Genomic DNA, 17,582 nt, shown 5'->3' on the forward strand with positions numbered 1-17,582 from the left:
CGTGGCGTCCCGCGCCTCGTCGTGGCGTCGTGCGGTGCTCGGGTTCAGGTGCGGACCTCGACCGTGCGGGCCACGCGGTCGTGGAGGCCGCGGCCGTCCCGGTCCCAGATCAGGGCGGGGACGGCGAGGCAGAGCAGGACCGTGCGGGCCGCCGCGCGCAAAGGGTTCACCGTGCCGGTGTCGAGGGCCACCACCCGCAGGCCGAAGAGGCGCTTGCCGGGGGAGAAGCCGAGCGTGCCGACCGTGAGGAGACTCATCACGAGGAAGATCAGCAGGGCCCAGTTGCTGGTCGCCGGCCCGTAGCCGTGCGTGATCAAGCTGTATGCGATCAGGACGCACAGTCCCCAGTCCACGGCCAGCGCGCCCAGCCGGCGGCCGGGGCGGGCGATCGAACCCGGCCCCTCCTCCGGCAGGCCCAGCTGCTCGCCCCGGTATCCGAAGTCGGCACCGGCGTCCTCCATGGCCGCGCGGGGCCCGGACAGCCACGATCCGATTGCTTGCCTGTTGTCCACCCGTCCACGGTACTGCGCACCCTTTTGCGCGAGGGACGGCGGGGTGCGTCGGAGTTACGGTGGAACCCTGGCTGGTTAACTTCTGCGAAACAAACGGGTCACGCCCGAGAAACCACCCGTCCCTAGGGTCGACGACAGCGTGTGCCACCGCACTGGCCGCACGAACGAACTACCACCCCGGCTCGACGGTCGGGAGTAGGAGGAGCTGGATGTTCCAGAACGCCGACGAGGCCAAGAAGTTCATCGCGGACAAGGACGTCAAGTTCGTCGACGTCCGCTTCTGCGACCTGCCGGGCGTCATGCAGCACTTCACGCTGCCCGTCGAGGCGTTCGACCCGGACGAGGAGCTGGCGTTCGACGGCTCGTCGATCCGTGGCTTCCAGGCCATCCACGAGTCCGACATGGCGCTGCGCGCCGACCTGTCGACGGCGCGGGTGGACCCCTTCCGCCGCGACAAGACGCTGAACATCAACTTCTTCATCCACGACCCGATCACGGGCGAGCAGTACTCCCGTGACCCGCGGAACGTGGCGAAGAAGGCCGAGGCGTACCTGGCGTCGACCGGTATCGCCGACACGGCCTACTTCGGTCCCGAGGCCGAGTTCTACGTCTTCGACTCCGTGCGCTTCAAGACGTCGGAGAACGAGTCCTTCTACCACATCGACTCCGAGGCCGGCGCCTGGAACACCGGTGCGCTGGAGGACAACCGCGGTTACAAGGTCCGCTACAAGGGCGGCTACTTCCCGACCCCGCCGGTCGACCACTTCGCCGACCTGCGTGCGGAGATCTCCCTGGAGCTGGCCGCGTCCGGCCTCCAGGTCGAGCGCCAGCACCACGAGGTGGGCACCGCCGGCCAGGCCGAGATCAACTACAAGTTCAACACGCTGCTCGCCGCGGCCGACGACCTTCAGCTGTTCAAGTACATCGTGAAGAACGTCGCCTGGCGCAACGGCAAGACCGCGACCTTCATGCCGAAGCCGATCTTCGGTGACAACGGCTCGGGCATGCACGTCCACCAGTCGCTGTGGACCGGCGGTTCCCCGCTGTTCTACGACGAGGCCGGTTACGCGGGTCTGTCGGACATGGCCCGCTACTACATCGGCGGCATCCTCAAGCACGCCCCGTCGCTGCTGGCCTTCACCAACCCGACGGTGAACTCGTACCACCGCCTGGTCCCCGGCTTCGAGGCCCCGGTCAACCTGGTCTACTCGCAGCGCAACCGCTCCGCCGCGATGCGTATCCCGATCACCGGCTCGAACCCGAAGGCCAAGCGCGTCGAGTTCCGCGCGCCCGACTCCTCCGGCAACCCGTACCTGGCGTTCTCCGCCCTCCTCATGGCGGGCCTGGACGGCATCAAGAACAAGATCGAGCCGGCCGAGCCGATCGACAAGGACCTCTACGAGCTGGCTCCCGAGGAGCACGCGGGCGTCGCGCAGGTCCCGACCTCGCTGCCGGCCGTCCTGGACCGTCTCGAGTCCGACCACGAGTTCCTGCTCGCCGGTGACGTCTTCACGTCCGACCTGATCGAGACCTGGATCGACTACAAGCGCACCAACGAGATCGCGCCGCTCCAGCTGCGACCGCACCCGCACGAGTTCGAGCTGTACTTCGACGTGTGATATCGCCCCAGGTCAGAGCGGGTAACCGCTCCCCTGGGCCGTGTGTGGGCCGTCGGCCGTATTCTTCCCACTCCGGGAAGGGCACGGCCGGCGGCCGTTTGCGCTCAGGGTCCGGGCGGCACCCCCTTGCCGAACACTGAGTCGATGGCCCGGCGCGCACGGTCCCTGCTGTTCGGCATCAAGTGTGTGTACGTCCGCAGCGTGAACCCTGGATCGGAGTGACCGAGGTACTCGGCCAGGGCCTTGATGTTCTCTCCCGAGTCCAGCAGGACCGACGCGTAGTAGTGCCGCAAGGCGTGCATGCCGTGCTCACGCGAAGGTTTGAACCGCTCCCCCGGCACCCGCTCAGGAATGACACCACCGGCAATCAGGGCGGGCTTCCACAGGTACATGTTGAAGTAGTTCCTGTTCAGTGCCTTACGCTCCCGCGAGTAGAACAGCAATTTCGCTGTGACCGGCGGGCCGTCGGGGGTCTTCCACGGCAGAGTGACGTCGATAGGGGGCCGGCGGGTGATGTGCGTGGCAAGCGCATCCGACACCACGTCGGGCAGCGGCACGTCTCGCAGCTTGCCGCCCTTGGGCGGGGCGAACACCATCTGCGGGCCGATCAGCTTGACCTGCCGTGCGATGTGCAGCACTCCCCCGTCGAAGTCGACTTCATCGACGGCCAGCCCGAAGATCTCGCCTTGCCGCAAACCGCACCCCGCGCCGAGATCCACCGTTGTTGCGTACTGCTCCGGGAGTCCTGCGCGTACGGCCACCACTCGATCACGCGTCCATGGCTTGATCTTCCGAGGATCAAGCTTGGGCGCTCGCACGGAACCCGCACGGCAGGGATTGCGGGAGATGATGCCGTCGTCCACGGCCGCGCCGAACACAGCAGAGACGTTCGCGAACACGGTCCGCTGATATGACGCTGCCATCCCGGAGTCCATGAGTGCCCGCGCCCACGTGCGGATGTGGGTGGGCTGGAATGCGGTCATGGAGCGCGAACCGATGTACGGAAAGGCGTGCAGCCGAAACCGCAGCTCCATGTTCACGATGGTTGAAGGGTCCGTGGTCTGAGATGCCAGCCATGCCGTGGCGAAGGCTTGGAACGTCACCTTGCCTGCCGACGGGTCGACGTACTGCCCGCGCGTCATGTCCGTCTCGATGGCGCTCAGCCACTTCTCGGCAAGTCGCTTCTTGCCGTCGGCGAAGCTCTTGGACTTCTCGGTTCCGTCGGGGCCGATATAGCGGGCCCGGTAGCGCAGGCCGCTGCCGTGGCGGTCGCTCTTGACCCGGACGGTCTTGCCGTCGGGGTTCGTCTCGGTCTTGAACCAGCGGTCTTGGATGTGGCCTGCCATGAGGCGGCGGTCCTCTCAACACGCAGCAGGGAGAGCCGCCGGGTAGCGGCTCTCCCTGCTGTCTGCGGTGGCTGTTAGGTCAGGCAGCGTTGCGGTCGGTGCTCTTGCGCTCGGCGACGTGAGCGAGCACGTCGGCGGGGTCGTAGCGGATGTACTTGCCGATGCGGAATCCGGGCGGTCCCATGCGCTTCCGGCGCCACTGGTAGACCGTCTCTTTGGGCACTTTGAAGATGACGGCGATGTCGTCGGCCGTGAGGTAGCGGTCCGGCAACCCGCCGCGGAGCGTGGCGCGCGGGTCCGGCTGTTCACGTGCGGTGCTCATGGCATTTCCTCCGTGCGCGGGCGAGGATCCTGTTTCGGGGGCGAGCCTGTCCGAGGTGCGGATCTCTGCGTCATGGCGTCATGAGCGTCATTTAGGGCTCTGACCTGGGGTTTTGCTCGACGCAGTGGTTAGGGCGTGCGTCATGTTGGCGTCATGGGGTGCGTCATCGGATGACGCAGATGACGCAGGATGACGCAGAGCCAGCTGTCTGCGTCATGCTGCTTGCGCAGGTCAGGTGCCGTTTTCCGGCTCGCGTGACGCGCATGACGCAGCGTCTTCCTTCTTAGGACAAAGAAGGGGCTGCCTGTTGTAGTTCGGTGCGCCTCACAGCGTGAAGAAGGAGCCGCTGCGCGGCGCGACCTTGGGGCGGCGTTCCGCCGAACAGCAAGAGGAGCACGTGCTCCTCTTGCTGTTCGCTTGAGCGTGCGGATCGCGGTCAGAACGCCCGTGATTGCTCGTGTGGTGCCGGGGGGAGTGTGCGGGTCATTTCGAGGTAGCGGCCCGCGCTGGTGCGGCCCGAGTCGACAAGGACGCGCCGGGCGGCCAGCGTTGGTTGGAGGCGCTTGAGCCGGTCGGAGAGGACTTTGCCGGTCGTCGGCCATCCCTTGGGCAGGGGGCGGCAGTCGTCGCCGCTGTAGAGGCGGCTGAGGCAGGACAGCCACTCGGTGGACGTCATCCGCTGCGCCCCGCCGGGCTCGATGGTCTCGGCGTGCTTGAGGACGGTTTGCGCGAGGAGGTCGCCCTCGATCACGTCGTCGTTCAGGTCGTCCAGGCTGGCCCGGTAGGCGGGGAGAGCTCCCAGGCCGGTCGCCGCGTCGAACTGTGCGCACAGGTGGGCGAAGTCTGCCATCCGCAGGTCGGTCGGAGTCTCTGCCTCGGCGGCGCGGACCTTGACCGTCAGGTCCAGGAGCGAGCCGAGAACGACGGGCAGTACCTCGGCGTAGTCCGCCCACAGTTCCGCCTCGGTACGCCTCACGCGGGGCCGCTCCAACCGCAGTGGTAGGAGCCGGTCTGCGAGGTCGGGCCGGATGACACCGACGTCGATACCGGTGAGAAGCAGGGGCCGGCGGTAGCCGACGCGGAACACGTCCCCGTCGGTGAACAGCGCGCGCTTGACGCTCTCGACCCCCGTCACGATGCAGCACATCGCGTCCGACAGATCCGGCGTCACGTGGGAGAGGTTGTCCAGCGCGGTGACCCATCCGGCCGCCACCGCTGCGATCAGGTTCTCTTCGTCCTTCGGGGCGCGTCGCAGGTCACCGCTCATCCCCTCGATGATCCGCACGAGCATCCGGCCTCCGGTGGACTTGCCCGCTCCTTGCGGTCCGGTGAGGAACGGTGCGGGCACGGGCACCGACGGACCGAGGCAGCCGATCAGCCACACGATGGCCAGGCACTCCGTCTCGGCGTTGGCGAAGTTGCACAGCCGCATCAGCAGGTCGATGCCCTTGCCGTCCGTGTCCTTGGCCGGCAGGGGCAGTTCGCCGGTGAGTTGGGTGCGCCGCCAGCAGACTTCGCGCGGGTCGGGGGTGAGGATGTCCCAGCCGGTGGGGTGGATGCGGACGGACTGCCCGTCATCGCGGCCCAGGTCCAGCCACGTCGCCCCGTCGAATCCGGGAGCGACGCGGATGTGGACGGGCTGGACGTCCTCGGACAGGGCCAGTGCTTCGATCAGGTCCAACGCCTCTTTGAGGGCGGACCCGTTGAACACGCCGTGCCCGTCTTTGAACAGTCCGACCATGAGTTCCTGGCGGTGGCTGCCGGTCGTGCCCTGGGAGCGGATCGGGCGGGCGACGGGGTGCCCGTTCTTCTGCGCGTACACGGTTCCTTCGGCGGTGCGGAAGTACCGGAAGTGCGCTTGCGCGTAGTCCGCGATGACCTGGCGGCCGGGAGTCTTGTCGTCCTCAGACATGGTTCAGTCCCAACGTGTTCAGGGCGTTCGTCCACGCGTCGGCGCAGTGCCGCGGTGATTCGCCCTTGGCCTGCGCCGCGGTGAACAGCCGCGCGGTGTGCGCCTCGGTCAGGCAGCCGCACCGCCCGTGCGTGGACAGCACCGCGAGGAACGTGCGGTAGACGGTGGCGTGCACCGCCTCGCGGGCCGCGGTGATGCGCTGCTCCGCCATGGCAATGCCACGCTCCAGGTAGGTCGGCGTGCGGTGCGGGCACTCCCCGCCCGCAGCCATCGCGGGCACTGGGACGGTCGCCGGTCGGACTGTGATCGGCTTCTTCACCGGCAGCGCGCGGACGACGTCGGGCAGCTCGGTCATACGGCCGGTGCCGGGGCCGAGCCAGCGGGCGTACTGCATGGATGACTTGACGTCGACGCCGGGCAGGACCGCATTGGCGGACTGCATGGCGCCCTGGTAGAGCCAGTGCTCACCACGAGTGGTGGGCACGATCCGGGTGGCGGGCAGACTCGCACGGGCCCACGCGATGGCTTCCGAGCTGTCGAGGTCAACGACGGTGAGTCCGGCGCCGCCGGGGTGGTAGGCCACCGCCGCCGCCTCGCGCCACGCGCGCACCCAGGACAGCGAGTCGATGACGCCGGGGTTGGTGGTGGCGGCGGCCCAGCCGTGGCAGGGCGCCGGGCACGTGCAGGGGCCGGGGGTCTTCATGTTCGGCCGGCCACCACAGGCGTTCTTGGCGCATGCCGGGCAGTTTCCGAACGGCACCTTCCCGGCTCGTAACGGCAGCACCGGCACGCCGGAGGCCGCCAGGGAGAGCGCGGTACGCAGGTGCTCTCCGCGAATGTCGGTCGGTTGCGTCATGCTGGGAGACCTCCACTGGTCTGTTGTGGGCAGGTGGACAAGGGCGGCCCCGGTTTCTTTGGCGAGATGGGGGGCCGCCCTTGGCGTAGCTAGAAGGGCGGTTCGCTGCTGTAGCCGTCGTTGCGCCACCAACGGCGGCGGGGAAGGGGCAGCAGGACCGTGCGGTGGTTCTCGTTCCAGCAGTGGCAGGGCTCCCACTCAGTGCTGGCGTACTCGCCGTTGGAGTCGCCGTAGTGGTACGCGGTGCCGCCGTCGCCCTCGCAGGCCGGGCAGTCGGGGGCGGGGGTTTCGGTGAGGATCAGGGCCCGGCGGGGCCAGTCGGTGAGGCGGATGCGCAGTCGCACGGTTGTCGCTCTCCTTCGGGTCAGTTCCGGGTGCGGGCGAGCTTGAGGGTGATGCCGCCGACTCCGATGGGTCCGGCGGCGCCGGCGATGACGGTGGCGGTGTGGGCTGCGGTGTCGAGCAGGAAGCACAGGGCGGCGACCAGTCCCCAGGTGCCGGCGACGGCCGCGCCGGCGATGGCGAACGGGATGAGCAGGCGCCGCCACGGGATTCCGACCGGGGTGTCGTTGACGACGATCACGACCGGTTGCCCGGTGGCCTGCGCGCGGTGGTAGGCGTCGGCGGGGATGTGGGGGGCGAGGTTTCCGTGCGGTTCGCGGTGGTGCATGTGGTGCTCCTTCCGGCGAGCCGTAGACGTGTCGGGGCGCCCGCTCGAAGGGTTCGAGGCAGGCGCCCGCTGGTGACGGTGTGTGGTCGTAGTGGTCAGTGGCTAGTGGCTACTGGCAAGCCGAAAGAGCCTGCTAGAGGCGCGTGGTGGGCAGTAGAGGGGTGTTCTAGTGGCTAGTGGCAAGTTGGCGGTAGCCAGTAGCCGGTAGCCGTGTGTGAGCGTTCAGGCGTGGTCGGGGTGGACGTAGACCGAGTGCGGTCCGTTGTCCCGGTAGACCAGATCGCCGCGTTCGGCGGCGGTTTTGAGTGCTTCGCGCACGGCTTGGCGGCTGCGGTTGACGCGGTCGGCCACGGCGGACGGCTTCATGCCCGTCGGGCCCGCTTCCGCGATCGCCGTGATCGCGTCGGCAAGCCAGTCCGGCCCGCCCTCCCGTCCGACGGTCGCCCCTTCGATGTCACTGCTGTCGCGGCGCAGCGCGGACAGGTTCAGCCCGCTGGGCCGGGTCGGAGGGGTGTCGGAGTTGGAGGTGTGGGGTTCGGGGGCGGTGGCGAACTGGGCGTCGATCTCTGCCCGGAAGCGGCGCAGCATCTCGTCGTCCGGCGCGACCGGCGCCGACTGCTCGGTGCGCAGGGCGGACAGGTTCAGCGCGCCACCGCCCGGGTGCCCAGCAGGCGTCTCCGTGCTCGGTTCGATGGGGGTGTGTTCGCGCATCCAGGCGATGCGCTCCGCGTCCCAGCGCCCGGCGTAGGCGGGCCCGGCAGCCTTGGCGGACACCTCGTCGAGCCGGGGGTGGCGGTCGGAGGTGGCGGCGATGATGTCGCGGATCTGGTTCGGGAGGATCCGCCACGCCTTGAACAGGGCGGCCGGGGACTCGGGGGTGCCCATGAACCCGGCACCCTTGTAGGGGGCCTGCTCGACGCGCAGGCCTCGGCGGCCGGGGAACATCTTGCCCAGGTCCATGCCCTCGGTCTCACCGCCGGTCAGGGCGACCCGCACCTTTCCCTCACGACGGATCATCAGGTTGCCCAGCACCGACCCGGTAGCCCCCAGGGCGGTAAGGACGGTGCGCACGCCCATCGCGCGCAGCATGCGGATGACTTCCAGGATCTTCTTCGCCAGTTCCTTCATCTGCCGATCGGTGCTGACCAGGATCTCCGCACCCTCGTCGATGACCAGCAGAATCTGGGGGATCCTGGCGCTGATGGGCAGCAGATCAGTGTTCGCCCGCGACAGCAGGTCCTGGTAGGCCTTCTTGCGGTGCAGGCCGATGTCCAGCGCCGCATCCAGCATGGTCAGCGCTTCCTCGTGCGTGCCGGCGAGCCAGTCGATACCGGGCCGGACCGGCTTACCGTCCTCCCGCTTGACCGCGCCGTTCAGCGCGGGCAGCACCCACGGCAGACCGGCCGATCCGGCGTTGAGGTCGATCACCCACGTGAGCACGTCTTCGGCGCGGGCGAACCCGGCGAGGATCGTGTGCACCATGTTCGTCTTGCCTGATCCGGTCGGACCGACGACCAGCGCGCACTGTTCACGCAGGTGGACGGGGACGACTTCGGCGTTCGTCCGCACCCCCCACGGGATGCCGGTGAGCACGGACAGCGGCCCGTAGTCGTCGGGGTAGGGGCAGTCCTCCTTGAGAACGTTGACCGTGGTCACGTCCAGGATGGTGCGGCCCTGGTGGATGCCGGGCCCGGCGGTGGCGGTGCAGCCGTGCGGCAGCTTGGCATCCGCCGACAGCGCCACGGAATGCTGAGCGATCCGGTCGTGCGTGATGCCGCCCTGCGGTTCGAGATCGAGCGAATACCCGGCCCCCGACGGCCACTTCTCCACCCCGACCACCCGCACGCTGATCCCGCAGATCCGCTGGATGCGCTCCACCCACTCCGCGGCGATCGCCCTGCGCTCCGCGGACAGTTCAGCGGCGATCTGCCGCTGCTCCGCGGCGATGGCCTCTTCCTCCCGCGCCTCCTCAAACAGCGCGGACGATCGGGCGGCGGCGCCGATGCCGATGCCGATGGTGGTCAGGGAGCCGAGGGCGGCCCAGGTGAGGGGGCCGTGGGTCATGGCCCAGGTGGTCCAGCCGGCTCCGACGAGCCAGGACGCGGCGTGGGTGGCGAGGGTGCGGCCGGCGTTGCGGATGCGGAGTCCGGCGACGGTGTGGCCGATGGCTCCGGCGGCGCCGGCGGCGAGGGCCCAGCCGGGCGGCATGGACGTGGCGGCGCCGGTGGTGGCGAGGGCGAAGGCTCCGGTGGTGGCGGACAGGGCGCCGGTCACGGGTCCGTGACCGGCACTCCAGTCCAGCACCGGGCCACTACTGGTGTTCTTCGTGGCGGTGGTGCTCATGTCAGACGTTCCAGCCCTTCTCTGCCTCGCTGCCGTTGCGGGGGTCCTCGTGGCGGGCGATGTCCTGCTCGTGGACGCGGCGGAAGATGGCCGGGAGTTCCTCGGCTCCGTCCGCGGCCTTACGGAGCAGGTCGTAGATGTCGTTGAAGCCGCCGGCGACTTCCTTCTCCAGCGGGAACTCGCTGTCGGAGCGCTCCGCGAGGATCTGCATCACGTGCGCGATCATGTTCAGCGCCTCGGGGAGGCCCTCGACCATGGCGAGGATCTCCATGCAGCCGTCCGGCTCGTAGAGCATCGCGGCGGCCTGCATCTCGGTGGCGTGGTCCTCGAACTTGAACCCAGAGCTGGACACAGAAGATCCCTTCTCGAAGTCGGGAGTGCTGGGGGTGGTGGGTTCGGGCCGCTCGATGTGCTCAGCGATGCCCTCGGTGACGTCCTCGGCGGCCTCGGCCTCGGCCTCGGCCTCCGCTTCGCGCTGCTGCTCGCGGATCTCCTCATCCCGCGCCGCCCGCTGCTCCGCGGCGGTGCCGGTGAGCCGCTGGTAGAGGCGGCGACCGGGGTGGATGAGCCAGGGAATGCGGAGCTTGCGGCCGATCGGGCTGGTCAGGAACCCGAGCAACCCGAGGGGGAGGGCGAGTAGGGCGGCGAGCAGGCGGCGCTGGTGGAAGCGGGCCGCCGACCGTCGCAACGCAGCACGGGCCGCCTTGCGGGCGGGCGCCTTGCGCAGCGCACCGCGCTGGGCATCCACCTGCCGACCGGCTGCCGCATCCCGCTTCGCGCGCTGCTTGGCGACGGCCGCGTCCCGCATGGCACGCGCCTTGCGCCCGGTGCCACCCAGCAGACGCCCGGCCAGACTTCCCTTGCCGCCCGACCGGGTCTTGCTGCCGGGGGTGTTGGTGTTGCGGCGGGCGTCGGCGACTGCTCGGCGGGCCGCGGTCTTCTGCGCCCGGCGCTCAGCGCGCGAGCCGCCCGCAGCCTTCTGCGCATCCCGCAGCGCCTTCACCTGACTGGCCCGGCTCGCAGCCTTGCCACCGAACCCGGGCAGAACACCCGCCTTGCCCTGCCGCGTCCGACCGGACTGGCCGGTGCCGATGTTGGCCCGGCCGCTCTTGCTGCCCGCCGGACCGGTCGTGCGGGCGGCGGACCCGCGGCGGTGCTGGCTGGGCACCTTGCCCGACCCACCGGTACCGGAGCGGCCCCCGCGGTGCCCGGAGGCTCGGTTGCCACCCGTCCCGGCGGTGCGGGCGGCGGCGGAACGACCGGCCGCGCGGGCAGCGGCCCGGCGTGCCTCGCGCCGCGGGCCGGGCTTGCGGCTGCGGGTGGCCGCGGCCATTCCGAGGGCAACGGCGCCGGTCATGGCGACGGCCGCGGCGATCGGGCCGCCGGCCAGGGAGGCGGCGGCGACCATGCCCACGGTGGTGTTCGTGCCCGACAGAGCGAGCGGGACGACCGGCCAGCCACCGGGCGTGTGGTCCACTTCCGCGGCGGCCGGGGCCGGGTTGGGGGGTGTCTGCGGGGGCGAGGGTGTGTCCGGCCATGCCGGTTGGGCTACCGGTTCGGTGCTGACTTCCGTCATGCTGCTTGTGCTCCTTCTGGGGAGTAGGGCCCGGCCGGGGCTGTAGGAGGTCGCTGGCCGGGCCTGCTGACAGGGGGTTAGGCGGTGCGCTGTTCTTCGGCGATCTGGCACAGGCCACAGATGCCGTGCCTGGTGGAGATGCAGTAGCCGACGTCCAGCTGGCAGCGGGGGCAGGTGCGGCGGGCGAGCATCGCCAACGCCAGAGCACCCCACTTGCGCGACGTCATCGGCCGCACGGGCTTAGCCAGGTCGAGGCGGTAGAGGTAGGCGACGCGGGCGCCGTGGCGGCGACTGGTCACCATCACCTGCGCGGCGACGTCTTGTCCGCCGGGCCGCAGGCCGCGGGCCCGGAGCTGGCGGCGGGTGGCGTAGCCGTCCGGGGCCATCCGCCACGGGTAGGTGGGTATGCCGTAGCGGGCGCCGGTGGGGTCGTAGCAGCGGCTGTAGGCGGTCGGCATCAGGCACCGCCGATGGCCACCAGGTGCGGCCGGTCGGAGTCGTCGCCCTCACGCACGGCAAGGATCTGCTTGCGTCCCCACGACTCGCTCATGCCGTACGCCTCACCAAGCGCGCGAGCGCTGAGAGGGCGTGCGGCCTGTACGGATTCGGCGTACGTACGGCGTGCGTCCTGCCGCATCCGCTCCAGCTCTGCTTCCTCGAACTGCGCCTGCCGGTCGGCCTGCTCCTGCGCGCTCAGCTCCGGTGTGCGGAGGGCGTGCGGGGTGTACGGATGCGGCGTCCGCACGGCGTCCGCACCCTCGCTCACCTGCGCCAGTACCGGCTCCGAAGTCACCTGCGGTGCCCCAGTGAGGGCAGTGTGCGGGAACTCTGGGGCGGGCTGTTCGGGGGTATGCGGGAGGGGTGCGGATACGCCCGCCCCCCTCCCGTCCGCCGATCCGTCCGAGGGCGTGGGGCGGTGGTGGAGCACCTTGGCGACCAGGTCGGACCCGAAGTAGATCGAGCCGACCGGCAGGGAAGTGGCGAGCAGGACCAGGGCCCAGTTCGCGGGGTCCCAGTCGGCGAGCCGGCCCCAGTCCACGGCGTGGCCGTGCAGCTCGGGCACCAGGCCGTGCACGTAGTTCAGGATCAGGGAGGCCAGGGTGTAGGTGGCCAGGACCCGCAGCGCGAACCGCTTGTCGCGCTCCTCGGTCAGCACCAGGGTGGCGACCAGGGCCAGGGCCATCAGGCCGTCGACCACGAACGGGTACAGCGTTGCCGCGGTCGCATCCGCGCCGACTACACGGGCCACGTCCCGCAGTGCGTTCCACGAGACCCGGAACGCCATCGCGACCACGCCGACCAGGGCCAGCACCAGCAGCGTCTTCCCGAAGCGGTTCACGCCGCACCCCCCGCCGACACAGCGGCCGGGGTGTCGATGTCACCGAAGCCGGTCAGCTCCAGTTCGGCGCCCGCGTAGGCGGTCACCGTGTTCAGCACGCGGGTACGACCGTTGCTCTGCTCTCGGTAGAGCACGTCGTCCGCGCAGATCCCCAGAGCCTCCCGCCACAGCTCGAAGTCGGCCAGGCGGTTGTGGAACGTCAGCTCCAGCCGGTTCGGGTAGACCGTCGACACCTGCACGTCCGGCGCCGGCAGGTGCCCGAAGTCCACAGCCAGCAGGCGCAGCACACGCAACGGCACGGCAAGGCCGTCCAGGGTGAGGATCTCGGCACTCACGCGCTCACTCCCGCGGCCATGGCCGACAGGTTCGTCAGCTCCAGCCGCGCGGCCAGCGCCCGGCGCCGGGCCCGACGCAGCCGACGCTTGTCCAGCTCCGACGGGGTGCGGTCCAGGGTGGCAATGTGTGCGTCCAACAGTTCCAAGTCCGCGAGGATGACCGGCATCTCGGTCTCAATCGCGTCCAGCTCCGCATCCGTCGGCTCGATCCCGTCGGCGGACGCGGTAACAGCGTCCTGAGCAGTGACGATGTGACTCATTGGGTCGTGTTCCTCTCACAGGGGTGAACGGCCTGAACCGCACCCCCGGAGTAGGCGCTCCGGGGGTGCTTGCCGTTGGGTGGGACCCTCTGCCGCAAAGCACGGCGGGGGGAAGCGCCCCGGCCAGGAGTCGAACCCGGCCTTCGACCATCGGAGCTATGTCGTATCGCGGCTCTGTGCGCGCCTTGCTCCGCCTCCTTTGGACGGCGCGCGGTCACCGCGCCACTCAGTCGTCACTCGCTGAGCGGTCTCCCTGGGTGTCATGGACCGGGTGCAGCCCAATCACCGGGGTCCCCGTGATCCGGCCCCTGGGTCCACGCCCGAGGGTCAGACCAGCGGCTTAGCCGATGACACCGATCAATCCGTGAAGACGACGGGCTTTTACGTCTCCCCTGCCGCTCGGACCGCATGGAAGCGGGTCCGACGGGGCCATTCACACGTTCTTGCAGGTCAGGCAGGCGAGATACGCTTCCCCCCGCTGCTTAGGGGGGGTTGCCGTCTCGCTTGATAGGTACCATAGGCAAACCTGCCCGTGCACGCAACCCCCTCTCGCGATAGGGTTCGTTAGCCCCCCTAGGCGACGATGGGAGAACAGTGCACGACGACATGAAGCGGGTCTCTGAGATCTCGGCCCCGGTTGACCGCGCCAAAGCCGCAATTGACCTGATGGCGACGTATCAGGGATGGGTGCTGGAGCTGTCCCGCATCCGTCGAGAGGCCATCGAGGAGGCGCAGGCATCCGGTATGACCCAGGCCGAGATTGCCAAGAGTCTCGGTGTGAGCCGTGGACGTGTCGGGCAACTCGCGTCCGCCGGCCCGCCCCCGGAGCGAGCGTTCTTCGGTACGGGCTCGGTGACCGTCTCGCTCGGTGGCAAGTACGAAGCTGGCAAGGCCCCGGACCAGAACCCGAGCGCGGTCGTGACGAGGGAGGACCTCGACAACTTCGAGCACCTGCGCAAGTTGCTGGGCGGGATGAAGCTCGATGCCGAGTACGAGGTGATCCCTCCGACCGGAATCGTCAACCTGAACCGCGACAACCACGTGGTTGTCTGCGGACCGCGACTCTCCCCGATCATCGCGCAGGTACTTGAAGGGGATGACAACCTACGGTTCGCCAAGGACGAGGCTTGGCACCTCGTGGACCAAACTGCAGGGACCACATACCGCTCCCCGATGGATGAGGACGGCTCAGCGGGGGACGTTGGTTATCTGGGACGACTCCCCCGCCTGGACGGACGAGGGACGTTCCTGTACATCGCCGGAATCCACGCCATCGGCGCGAACGGAGTCGTCCACTATCTCGAAAACAATCTTGCAGAGCTGTACAGGGAGGTTCGTACGCGTCGGTTCTCCACACTCATTTCATGCCGCTACGACCCCGAGACGCTCGCCGTGCTGGAAAGCCGGCGCGTCACCCCGCTCTACCGACATGAAGGCTGATCATGCGCGTCTGTTTTGACACACGTCGGGGGGGAGCCAATCCGAACGAGGATTGGGTGGCCGGCACTCCGACGCTCGTCGTCGTGCTGGACGGACTCAGCACCGCGGGCCTGAACACGGGATGCCGCCACGGCGTCCCGTGGTACGTCGCCCACCTCGGTAGCCAGATCGTCTCTGCCCTCTCGGCCCCGGACAAGCCACTCGCGGACGGGTTGGCCGACGCCATCGCGCGTGTTGCGGAGCTGCACCCCGGGTGCGACCTCGACAACCCGGGGACACCGTCGACCACGGTCGCGATCCTGAGAGAGAACTCCGGTTCCCTTGACCACCTGGTTCTCGCGGACTCACCCGTCGTGTTCGACGGACCCGACGGTATCTCGGTGATCACTGATCTTCGGGTAGACGAAGTACTGTCCGACTTGAAGGCCGAAGTCGAGCAGTACGAGACACACACCGACGAGCACAGGGAAGCTCTGCAGAAACTCGTATCGGCACAGCGGCACGTACGCAACACACCTGAGGGGTATTGGGTGGCAGCGGCTGTTCCCCAAGCAGCAGAGCACGCCCTGAGCGGCACGGTGCCCCGAGTCGACGTACGTGCTGCGGCCGTGATGTCCGACGGCGTATCGCGACTCGTGACCGAGTACGAGATGGCCACTTGGTCCGAGGTTTTCGACACGCTCAGGACGGGCGGGCCTTGCGAGTTGATCGATACCGTCCGCAAGGTCGAGGCGACGGACCCAACCGGCCGCCGCTGGCCGCGGTACAAATCCGGCGATGATGCCACAGTGGCGTTCTGCCAGTGGTGACGGACCGGCAAGAGACCGCCGGGCCGTCTCTATTACAGGAACATCACGCGCAACAGGCACTGGCGTAGCTGGCCACATCGTCAGACAGGCTCCCAGCTCCTGCGCCGCCGTAAAGGCACCGGACCTCGTGACTTGATCTGGTTGACACCCCGATAATGTGGCTGGAGTCGGTGGGGTGCAGCGAAGCACATGCACGCGTGGTCGGTAGGCGCACTGAACAGCAGTAGGTCGTCAGGGAGCAGAAGAGAGACCGCCTCTGACCCAACCAGTTGGGTCAGAGGCGGTCTCTCTGTTCACCGTGCGAACGATACAAGCGGCTAGATCAGTTAGGCGTGGCGCTGCCGGTGCACACGTATTCCGAGAATCCCCAGATTTCGCTATCCTCACCGGTTCCATAGGTGTCGCTACTGGATCCTCCGGCCCGGATACTCGCAGACTGTATGTAGGGATATTCGCCAATCCAGTTCCAAAGCGTTGCCTTGACCGGAAGATTGTTCACGTAAGAATTAATACCATTCCACGGGTTGGTCAGGCCATAATCGATCAACTCAAAGCAGGCACTAGTGCTCGCCGAAGTGAGCGCTAGCGTCCGATACTCGGTGCTCCTATATAGACACAACTTTCCCGAAGGGCATGTCTCGGCAGCGACCGCTGGCGTTGCGGTGGTCAACGAACTCCCCCCGATCAAGGCGAGAGCTGCGATAGCCATGGCACCTATACGCTTAAACTTCACAATAACCCCTGCTTTCGGTGGGTGAATCATCACATCACCCGAGATTCTATTTTGAGCGGCTTCGCGAATTATCTGAGCGACTCCATTAGCCGAGCCCCTTGATCAACTTTACGAGTCACCCGCACCTTCGGTCAACACGGCTAGACAGATTCTCGACACTGACGCAAATAGTGCACAATGCTCCAAATGTTTCCACATGAGTGCTTTACCTAAATATCCCTAGCCAACTAGGTAAAGTGGCCCGAATCGCTTCGTCAGACCGAAGAGGCGTTTAGACGGCCATGGAATATGTATAGAATTTTCCACATAAATTGTGGCACGTCCACTCATGCACTGAAGCGTTTTCTGGGTTCAAGAAGCCTATGGATCCATTGCTCCACAGAACCGACATAGAGAAACCACGATGACTGCAGGTGACCATTTCTCCCCTGGACCACCTACAAGATCAGGGCTGGAGACCTCAACAATCTTCGTCTCCGCAGTCCACATCGAGGGGAACACCGCAACGCCTCTGCTCGGGCCCTCTCTGGGCCGTGCAGAGGTACTCAACGACAACCAACAATGACAACCGCCGACACCTAAGCCGCAGGTCGCAGCGTTGATCGATTACGTGGCCGCAGGTCAGAAATCCGACCCGTCACTTCTTCGACGTCTGATCGGCCCGCGCAGGCCGTCGGCCTGTTGGGCTCCGCCCCCGTTCCTGGTTTCTCAGGGCGGGGGCGCCGTCGTATGGTTTCCGGCACTGCTGTTCGACACGGGTGACGGGGAGAGACGGAGATGTCCCAACAGGACGACGCCGAGCGGGAGTTCGACATCAAGTGGGCCGACGGCGCGGAGTACAAGGAGCCCTCGGCGCGCGCCCGCATGCTGGCCGCCCGCTGGAAGGAGAACCCGCCCGAGCCGCAGCCCTTCCGGGCCGCCCCCGGCCCGAGGACACCCCGCCGGTCGTCATGGACGTCGACGGCGATCGTCCTGGGCTGTGTGGTCGCGGTGATCCTGCTGCTGGGGTACTCGCGGTTCCAGGCACCGTACTAGGAGCGGGCGCGTGCACATCGACCACACGCGGGGAGCGGCCGCGGCCGGACGGCTCGCGGAGGGCGCGGCGCTGCGGGAGGTCGTCGACGTCGGCGCTCCCGATTCCTGGATCCGGCTCGACGCCGGGGTGCGGTCGGACGAGTGGTGCCACCCGACCCATGGCCTGCCCACCTGGGAACAGGCCGACGGCGGGCGGGCGCTGTCCGCCGCCGTGCGGTCCGGCGAGGTGCTCACCGAGGCGCAGCTCGCCCTCGCCCCGTGCCACCGCGACGGCCGGATCCGCGAGCATGCGCGGCGGGCCGCGTTCCGGCTGGTGCTGGAGCGGGGCGGTGACGTACTGCGGCGCGTGCTGGTGGTGGTGCGGGACGATCCGGACGAGCGGCTGCGGGAGCGGGCGGCGCGGATCACCGCCCTGTCGGTCGGGCGCTGACGGGGCCACCGGCGCACCGGGACCTTTTGCTCCTCCTGGGGACGT

Annotated in this window: 19 protein-coding genes; 5 read left to right on the forward strand and 14 right to left on the reverse strand. The window is 68.2% G+C overall.

Annotated elements, in window-relative coordinates:
* Window positions 1–44: 44 nt before the first annotated feature.
* A complete protein-coding gene (locus ACFWJX_RS27660; RefSeq protein ID WP_383248404.1) occupies window positions 45–512 on the reverse strand; it encodes an RDD family protein in 468 nt (155 codons plus the stop codon).
* 209 nt (window positions 513–721) lie between these two features.
* Here ACFWJX_RS27660 and glnA point away from each other — a divergent pair, with 209 nt between their 5' ends.
* Window positions 722–2,131, forward strand: a complete 1,410-nt coding sequence (gene glnA / locus ACFWJX_RS27665; protein WP_086768272.1) for a type I glutamate--ammonia ligase — start codon at window positions 722–724, stop codon at window positions 2,129–2,131.
* 104 nt (window positions 2,132–2,235) lie between these two features.
* Here the strand turns inward: glnA and ACFWJX_RS27670 are convergent, their stop codons facing one another.
* From ACFWJX_RS27670 to ACFWJX_RS27725, 12 genes are all read right to left on the reverse strand, one after another.
* Window positions 2,236–3,477, reverse strand: coding sequence for a tyrosine-type recombinase/integrase (locus ACFWJX_RS27670; RefSeq protein ID WP_383248406.1), 1,242 nt, complete (start codon window positions 3,475–3,477; stop codon window positions 2,236–2,238).
* Window positions 3,478–3,556: 79 nt separating this feature from the next.
* Window positions 3,557–3,799, reverse strand: a complete 243-nt coding sequence (locus ACFWJX_RS27675) for a helix-turn-helix domain-containing protein (protein ID WP_383248408.1) — start codon at window positions 3,797–3,799, stop codon at window positions 3,557–3,559.
* A gap of 436 nt (window positions 3,800–4,235) precedes the next feature.
* Window positions 4,236–5,711 (reverse strand): ATP-binding protein, encoded by a 1,476-nt coding sequence (locus ACFWJX_RS27680; RefSeq protein WP_383248410.1) that lies wholly within the window; start codon window positions 5,709–5,711, stop codon window positions 4,236–4,238.
* Window positions 5,704–6,567, reverse strand: coding sequence for a bifunctional DNA primase/polymerase (locus ACFWJX_RS27685; RefSeq protein ID WP_383248411.1), 864 nt, complete (start codon window positions 6,565–6,567; stop codon window positions 5,704–5,706). Before ACFWJX_RS27685 ends, ACFWJX_RS27680 begins: the two co-directional genes overlap by 8 nt.
* 89 nt (window positions 6,568–6,656) lie before the next feature.
* Window positions 6,657–6,911 (reverse strand): hypothetical protein, encoded by a 255-nt coding sequence (locus ACFWJX_RS27690; RefSeq protein ID WP_383248413.1) that lies wholly within the window; start codon window positions 6,909–6,911, stop codon window positions 6,657–6,659.
* A gap of 20 nt (window positions 6,912–6,931) precedes the next feature.
* A complete protein-coding gene (locus tag ACFWJX_RS27695; protein WP_383248415.1) occupies window positions 6,932–7,237 on the reverse strand; it encodes a hypothetical protein in 306 nt (101 codons plus the stop codon).
* Between the two features lie 222 nt (window positions 7,238–7,459).
* Entirely contained in the window at window positions 7,460–9,580 is a 2,121-nt protein-coding gene (locus tag ACFWJX_RS27700; protein WP_383248417.1) for a hypothetical protein, read from the reverse strand.
* Window position 9,581: 1 nt separating this feature from the next.
* A complete protein-coding gene (locus ACFWJX_RS27705) occupies window positions 9,582–11,156 on the reverse strand; it encodes a hypothetical protein (RefSeq protein WP_383248419.1) in 1,575 nt (524 codons plus the stop codon).
* Between the two features lie 77 nt (window positions 11,157–11,233).
* On the reverse strand, window positions 11,234–11,614 hold the full coding sequence (locus ACFWJX_RS27710; RefSeq protein WP_383248421.1) for an RRQRL motif-containing zinc-binding protein: 381 nt from the start codon (window positions 11,612–11,614) through the stop codon (window positions 11,234–11,236).
* Window positions 11,614–12,495, reverse strand: a complete 882-nt coding sequence (locus tag ACFWJX_RS27715) for a DUF2637 domain-containing protein (protein ID WP_383248423.1) — start codon at window positions 12,493–12,495, stop codon at window positions 11,614–11,616. The genes ACFWJX_RS27710 and ACFWJX_RS27715 overlap by 1 nt, the downstream gene beginning before the upstream one ends.
* The gene (locus tag ACFWJX_RS27720) at window positions 12,492–12,830 is read right to left on the reverse strand and encodes a hypothetical protein (RefSeq protein WP_383248425.1); all 339 of its coding nucleotides are present in this window, start codon (window positions 12,828–12,830) and stop codon (window positions 12,492–12,494) included. Before ACFWJX_RS27720 ends, ACFWJX_RS27715 begins: the two co-directional genes overlap by 4 nt.
* The gene (locus tag ACFWJX_RS27725) at window positions 12,827–13,090 is read right to left on the reverse strand and encodes a DUF6284 family protein (RefSeq protein ID WP_383248427.1); all 264 of its coding nucleotides are present in this window, start codon (window positions 13,088–13,090) and stop codon (window positions 12,827–12,829) included. Before ACFWJX_RS27725 ends, ACFWJX_RS27720 begins: the two co-directional genes overlap by 4 nt.
* A 594-nt stretch (window positions 13,091–13,684) precedes the next feature.
* Here ACFWJX_RS27725 and ACFWJX_RS27730 point away from each other — a divergent pair.
* Both ACFWJX_RS27730 and ACFWJX_RS27735 read left to right on the forward strand, forming a co-directional pair.
* On the forward strand, window positions 13,685–14,530 hold the full coding sequence (locus tag ACFWJX_RS27730; protein ID WP_383248429.1) for a sigma factor-like helix-turn-helix DNA-binding protein: 846 nt from the start codon (window positions 13,685–13,687) through the stop codon (window positions 14,528–14,530).
* Between the two features lie 56 nt (window positions 14,531–14,586).
* Entirely contained in the window at window positions 14,587–15,339 is a 753-nt protein-coding gene (locus tag ACFWJX_RS27735) for a hypothetical protein (RefSeq protein ID WP_383248431.1), read from the forward strand.
* Window positions 15,340–15,661: 322 nt separating this feature from the next.
* Here ACFWJX_RS27735 and ACFWJX_RS27740 read toward each other — a convergent pair whose 3' ends face one another.
* Window positions 15,662–16,102, reverse strand: coding sequence for a peptidase inhibitor family I36 protein (locus ACFWJX_RS27740; RefSeq protein WP_383248634.1), 441 nt, complete (start codon window positions 16,100–16,102; stop codon window positions 15,662–15,664).
* A gap of 747 nt (window positions 16,103–16,849) precedes the next feature.
* On the opposite strand from ACFWJX_RS27740, the gene ACFWJX_RS27745 reads away from it, so the two are divergent.
* Both ACFWJX_RS27745 and ACFWJX_RS27750 read left to right on the forward strand, forming a co-directional pair.
* On the forward strand, window positions 16,850–17,107 hold the full coding sequence (locus ACFWJX_RS27745) for a hypothetical protein (protein WP_383248433.1): 258 nt from the start codon (window positions 16,850–16,852) through the stop codon (window positions 17,105–17,107).
* A 10-nt stretch (window positions 17,108–17,117) separates the two neighbouring features.
* Window positions 17,118–17,537, forward strand: a complete 420-nt coding sequence (locus ACFWJX_RS27750; protein ID WP_383248435.1) for a hypothetical protein — start codon at window positions 17,118–17,120, stop codon at window positions 17,535–17,537.
* Window positions 17,538–17,582: the final 45 nt, after the last annotated feature.

The organism is Streptomyces sp. NPDC058335, from assembly GCF_042723915.1.
In the GTDB taxonomy this organism is placed as follows: Bacteria; Actinomycetota; Actinomycetes; order Streptomycetales; family Streptomycetaceae; genus Streptomyces.

Excerpts from the sequence above, each read along its gene's own strand:
- ACFWJX_RS27705 (WP_383248419.1), bottom strand. The coding sequence starts at position 11,156 with ATGACGGAAGTCAGCACCGAACCGGTAGCCCAACCGGCATGGCCGGAC.
- ACFWJX_RS27670 (WP_383248406.1), bottom strand. The coding sequence starts at position 3,477 with ATGGCAGGCCACATCCAAGACCGCTGGTTCAAGACCGAGACGAACCCC.
- ACFWJX_RS27710 (WP_383248421.1), bottom strand. The coding sequence starts at position 11,614 with ATGCCGACCGCCTACAGCCGCTGCTACGACCCCACCGGCGCCCGCTAC.
- ACFWJX_RS27740 (WP_383248634.1), bottom strand. The coding sequence starts at position 16,102 with ATGATTCACCCACCGAAAGCAGGGGTTATTGTGAAGTTTAAGCGTATA.
- ACFWJX_RS27700 (WP_383248417.1), bottom strand. The coding sequence starts at position 9,580 with ATGAGCACCACCGCCACGAAGAACACCAGTAGTGGCCCGGTGCTGGAC.
- glnA (WP_086768272.1), top strand. The coding sequence starts at position 722 with ATGTTCCAGAACGCCGACGAGGCCAAGAAGTTCATCGCGGACAAGGAC.
- ACFWJX_RS27695 (WP_383248415.1), bottom strand. The coding sequence starts at position 7,237 with ATGCACCACCGCGAACCGCACGGAAACCTCGCCCCCCACATCCCCGCC.
- ACFWJX_RS27685 (WP_383248411.1), bottom strand. The coding sequence starts at position 6,567 with ATGACGCAACCGACCGACATTCGCGGAGAGCACCTGCGTACCGCGCTC.
- ACFWJX_RS27675 (WP_383248408.1), bottom strand. The coding sequence starts at position 3,799 with ATGAGCACCGCACGTGAACAGCCGGACCCGCGCGCCACGCTCCGCGGC.
- ACFWJX_RS27745 (WP_383248433.1), top strand. The coding sequence starts at position 16,850 with ATGTCCCAACAGGACGACGCCGAGCGGGAGTTCGACATCAAGTGGGCC.
- ACFWJX_RS27680 (WP_383248410.1), bottom strand. The coding sequence starts at position 5,711 with ATGTCTGAGGACGACAAGACTCCCGGCCGCCAGGTCATCGCGGACTAC.
- ACFWJX_RS27725 (WP_383248427.1), bottom strand. The coding sequence starts at position 13,090 with ATGAGTCACATCGTCACTGCTCAGGACGCTGTTACCGCGTCCGCCGAC.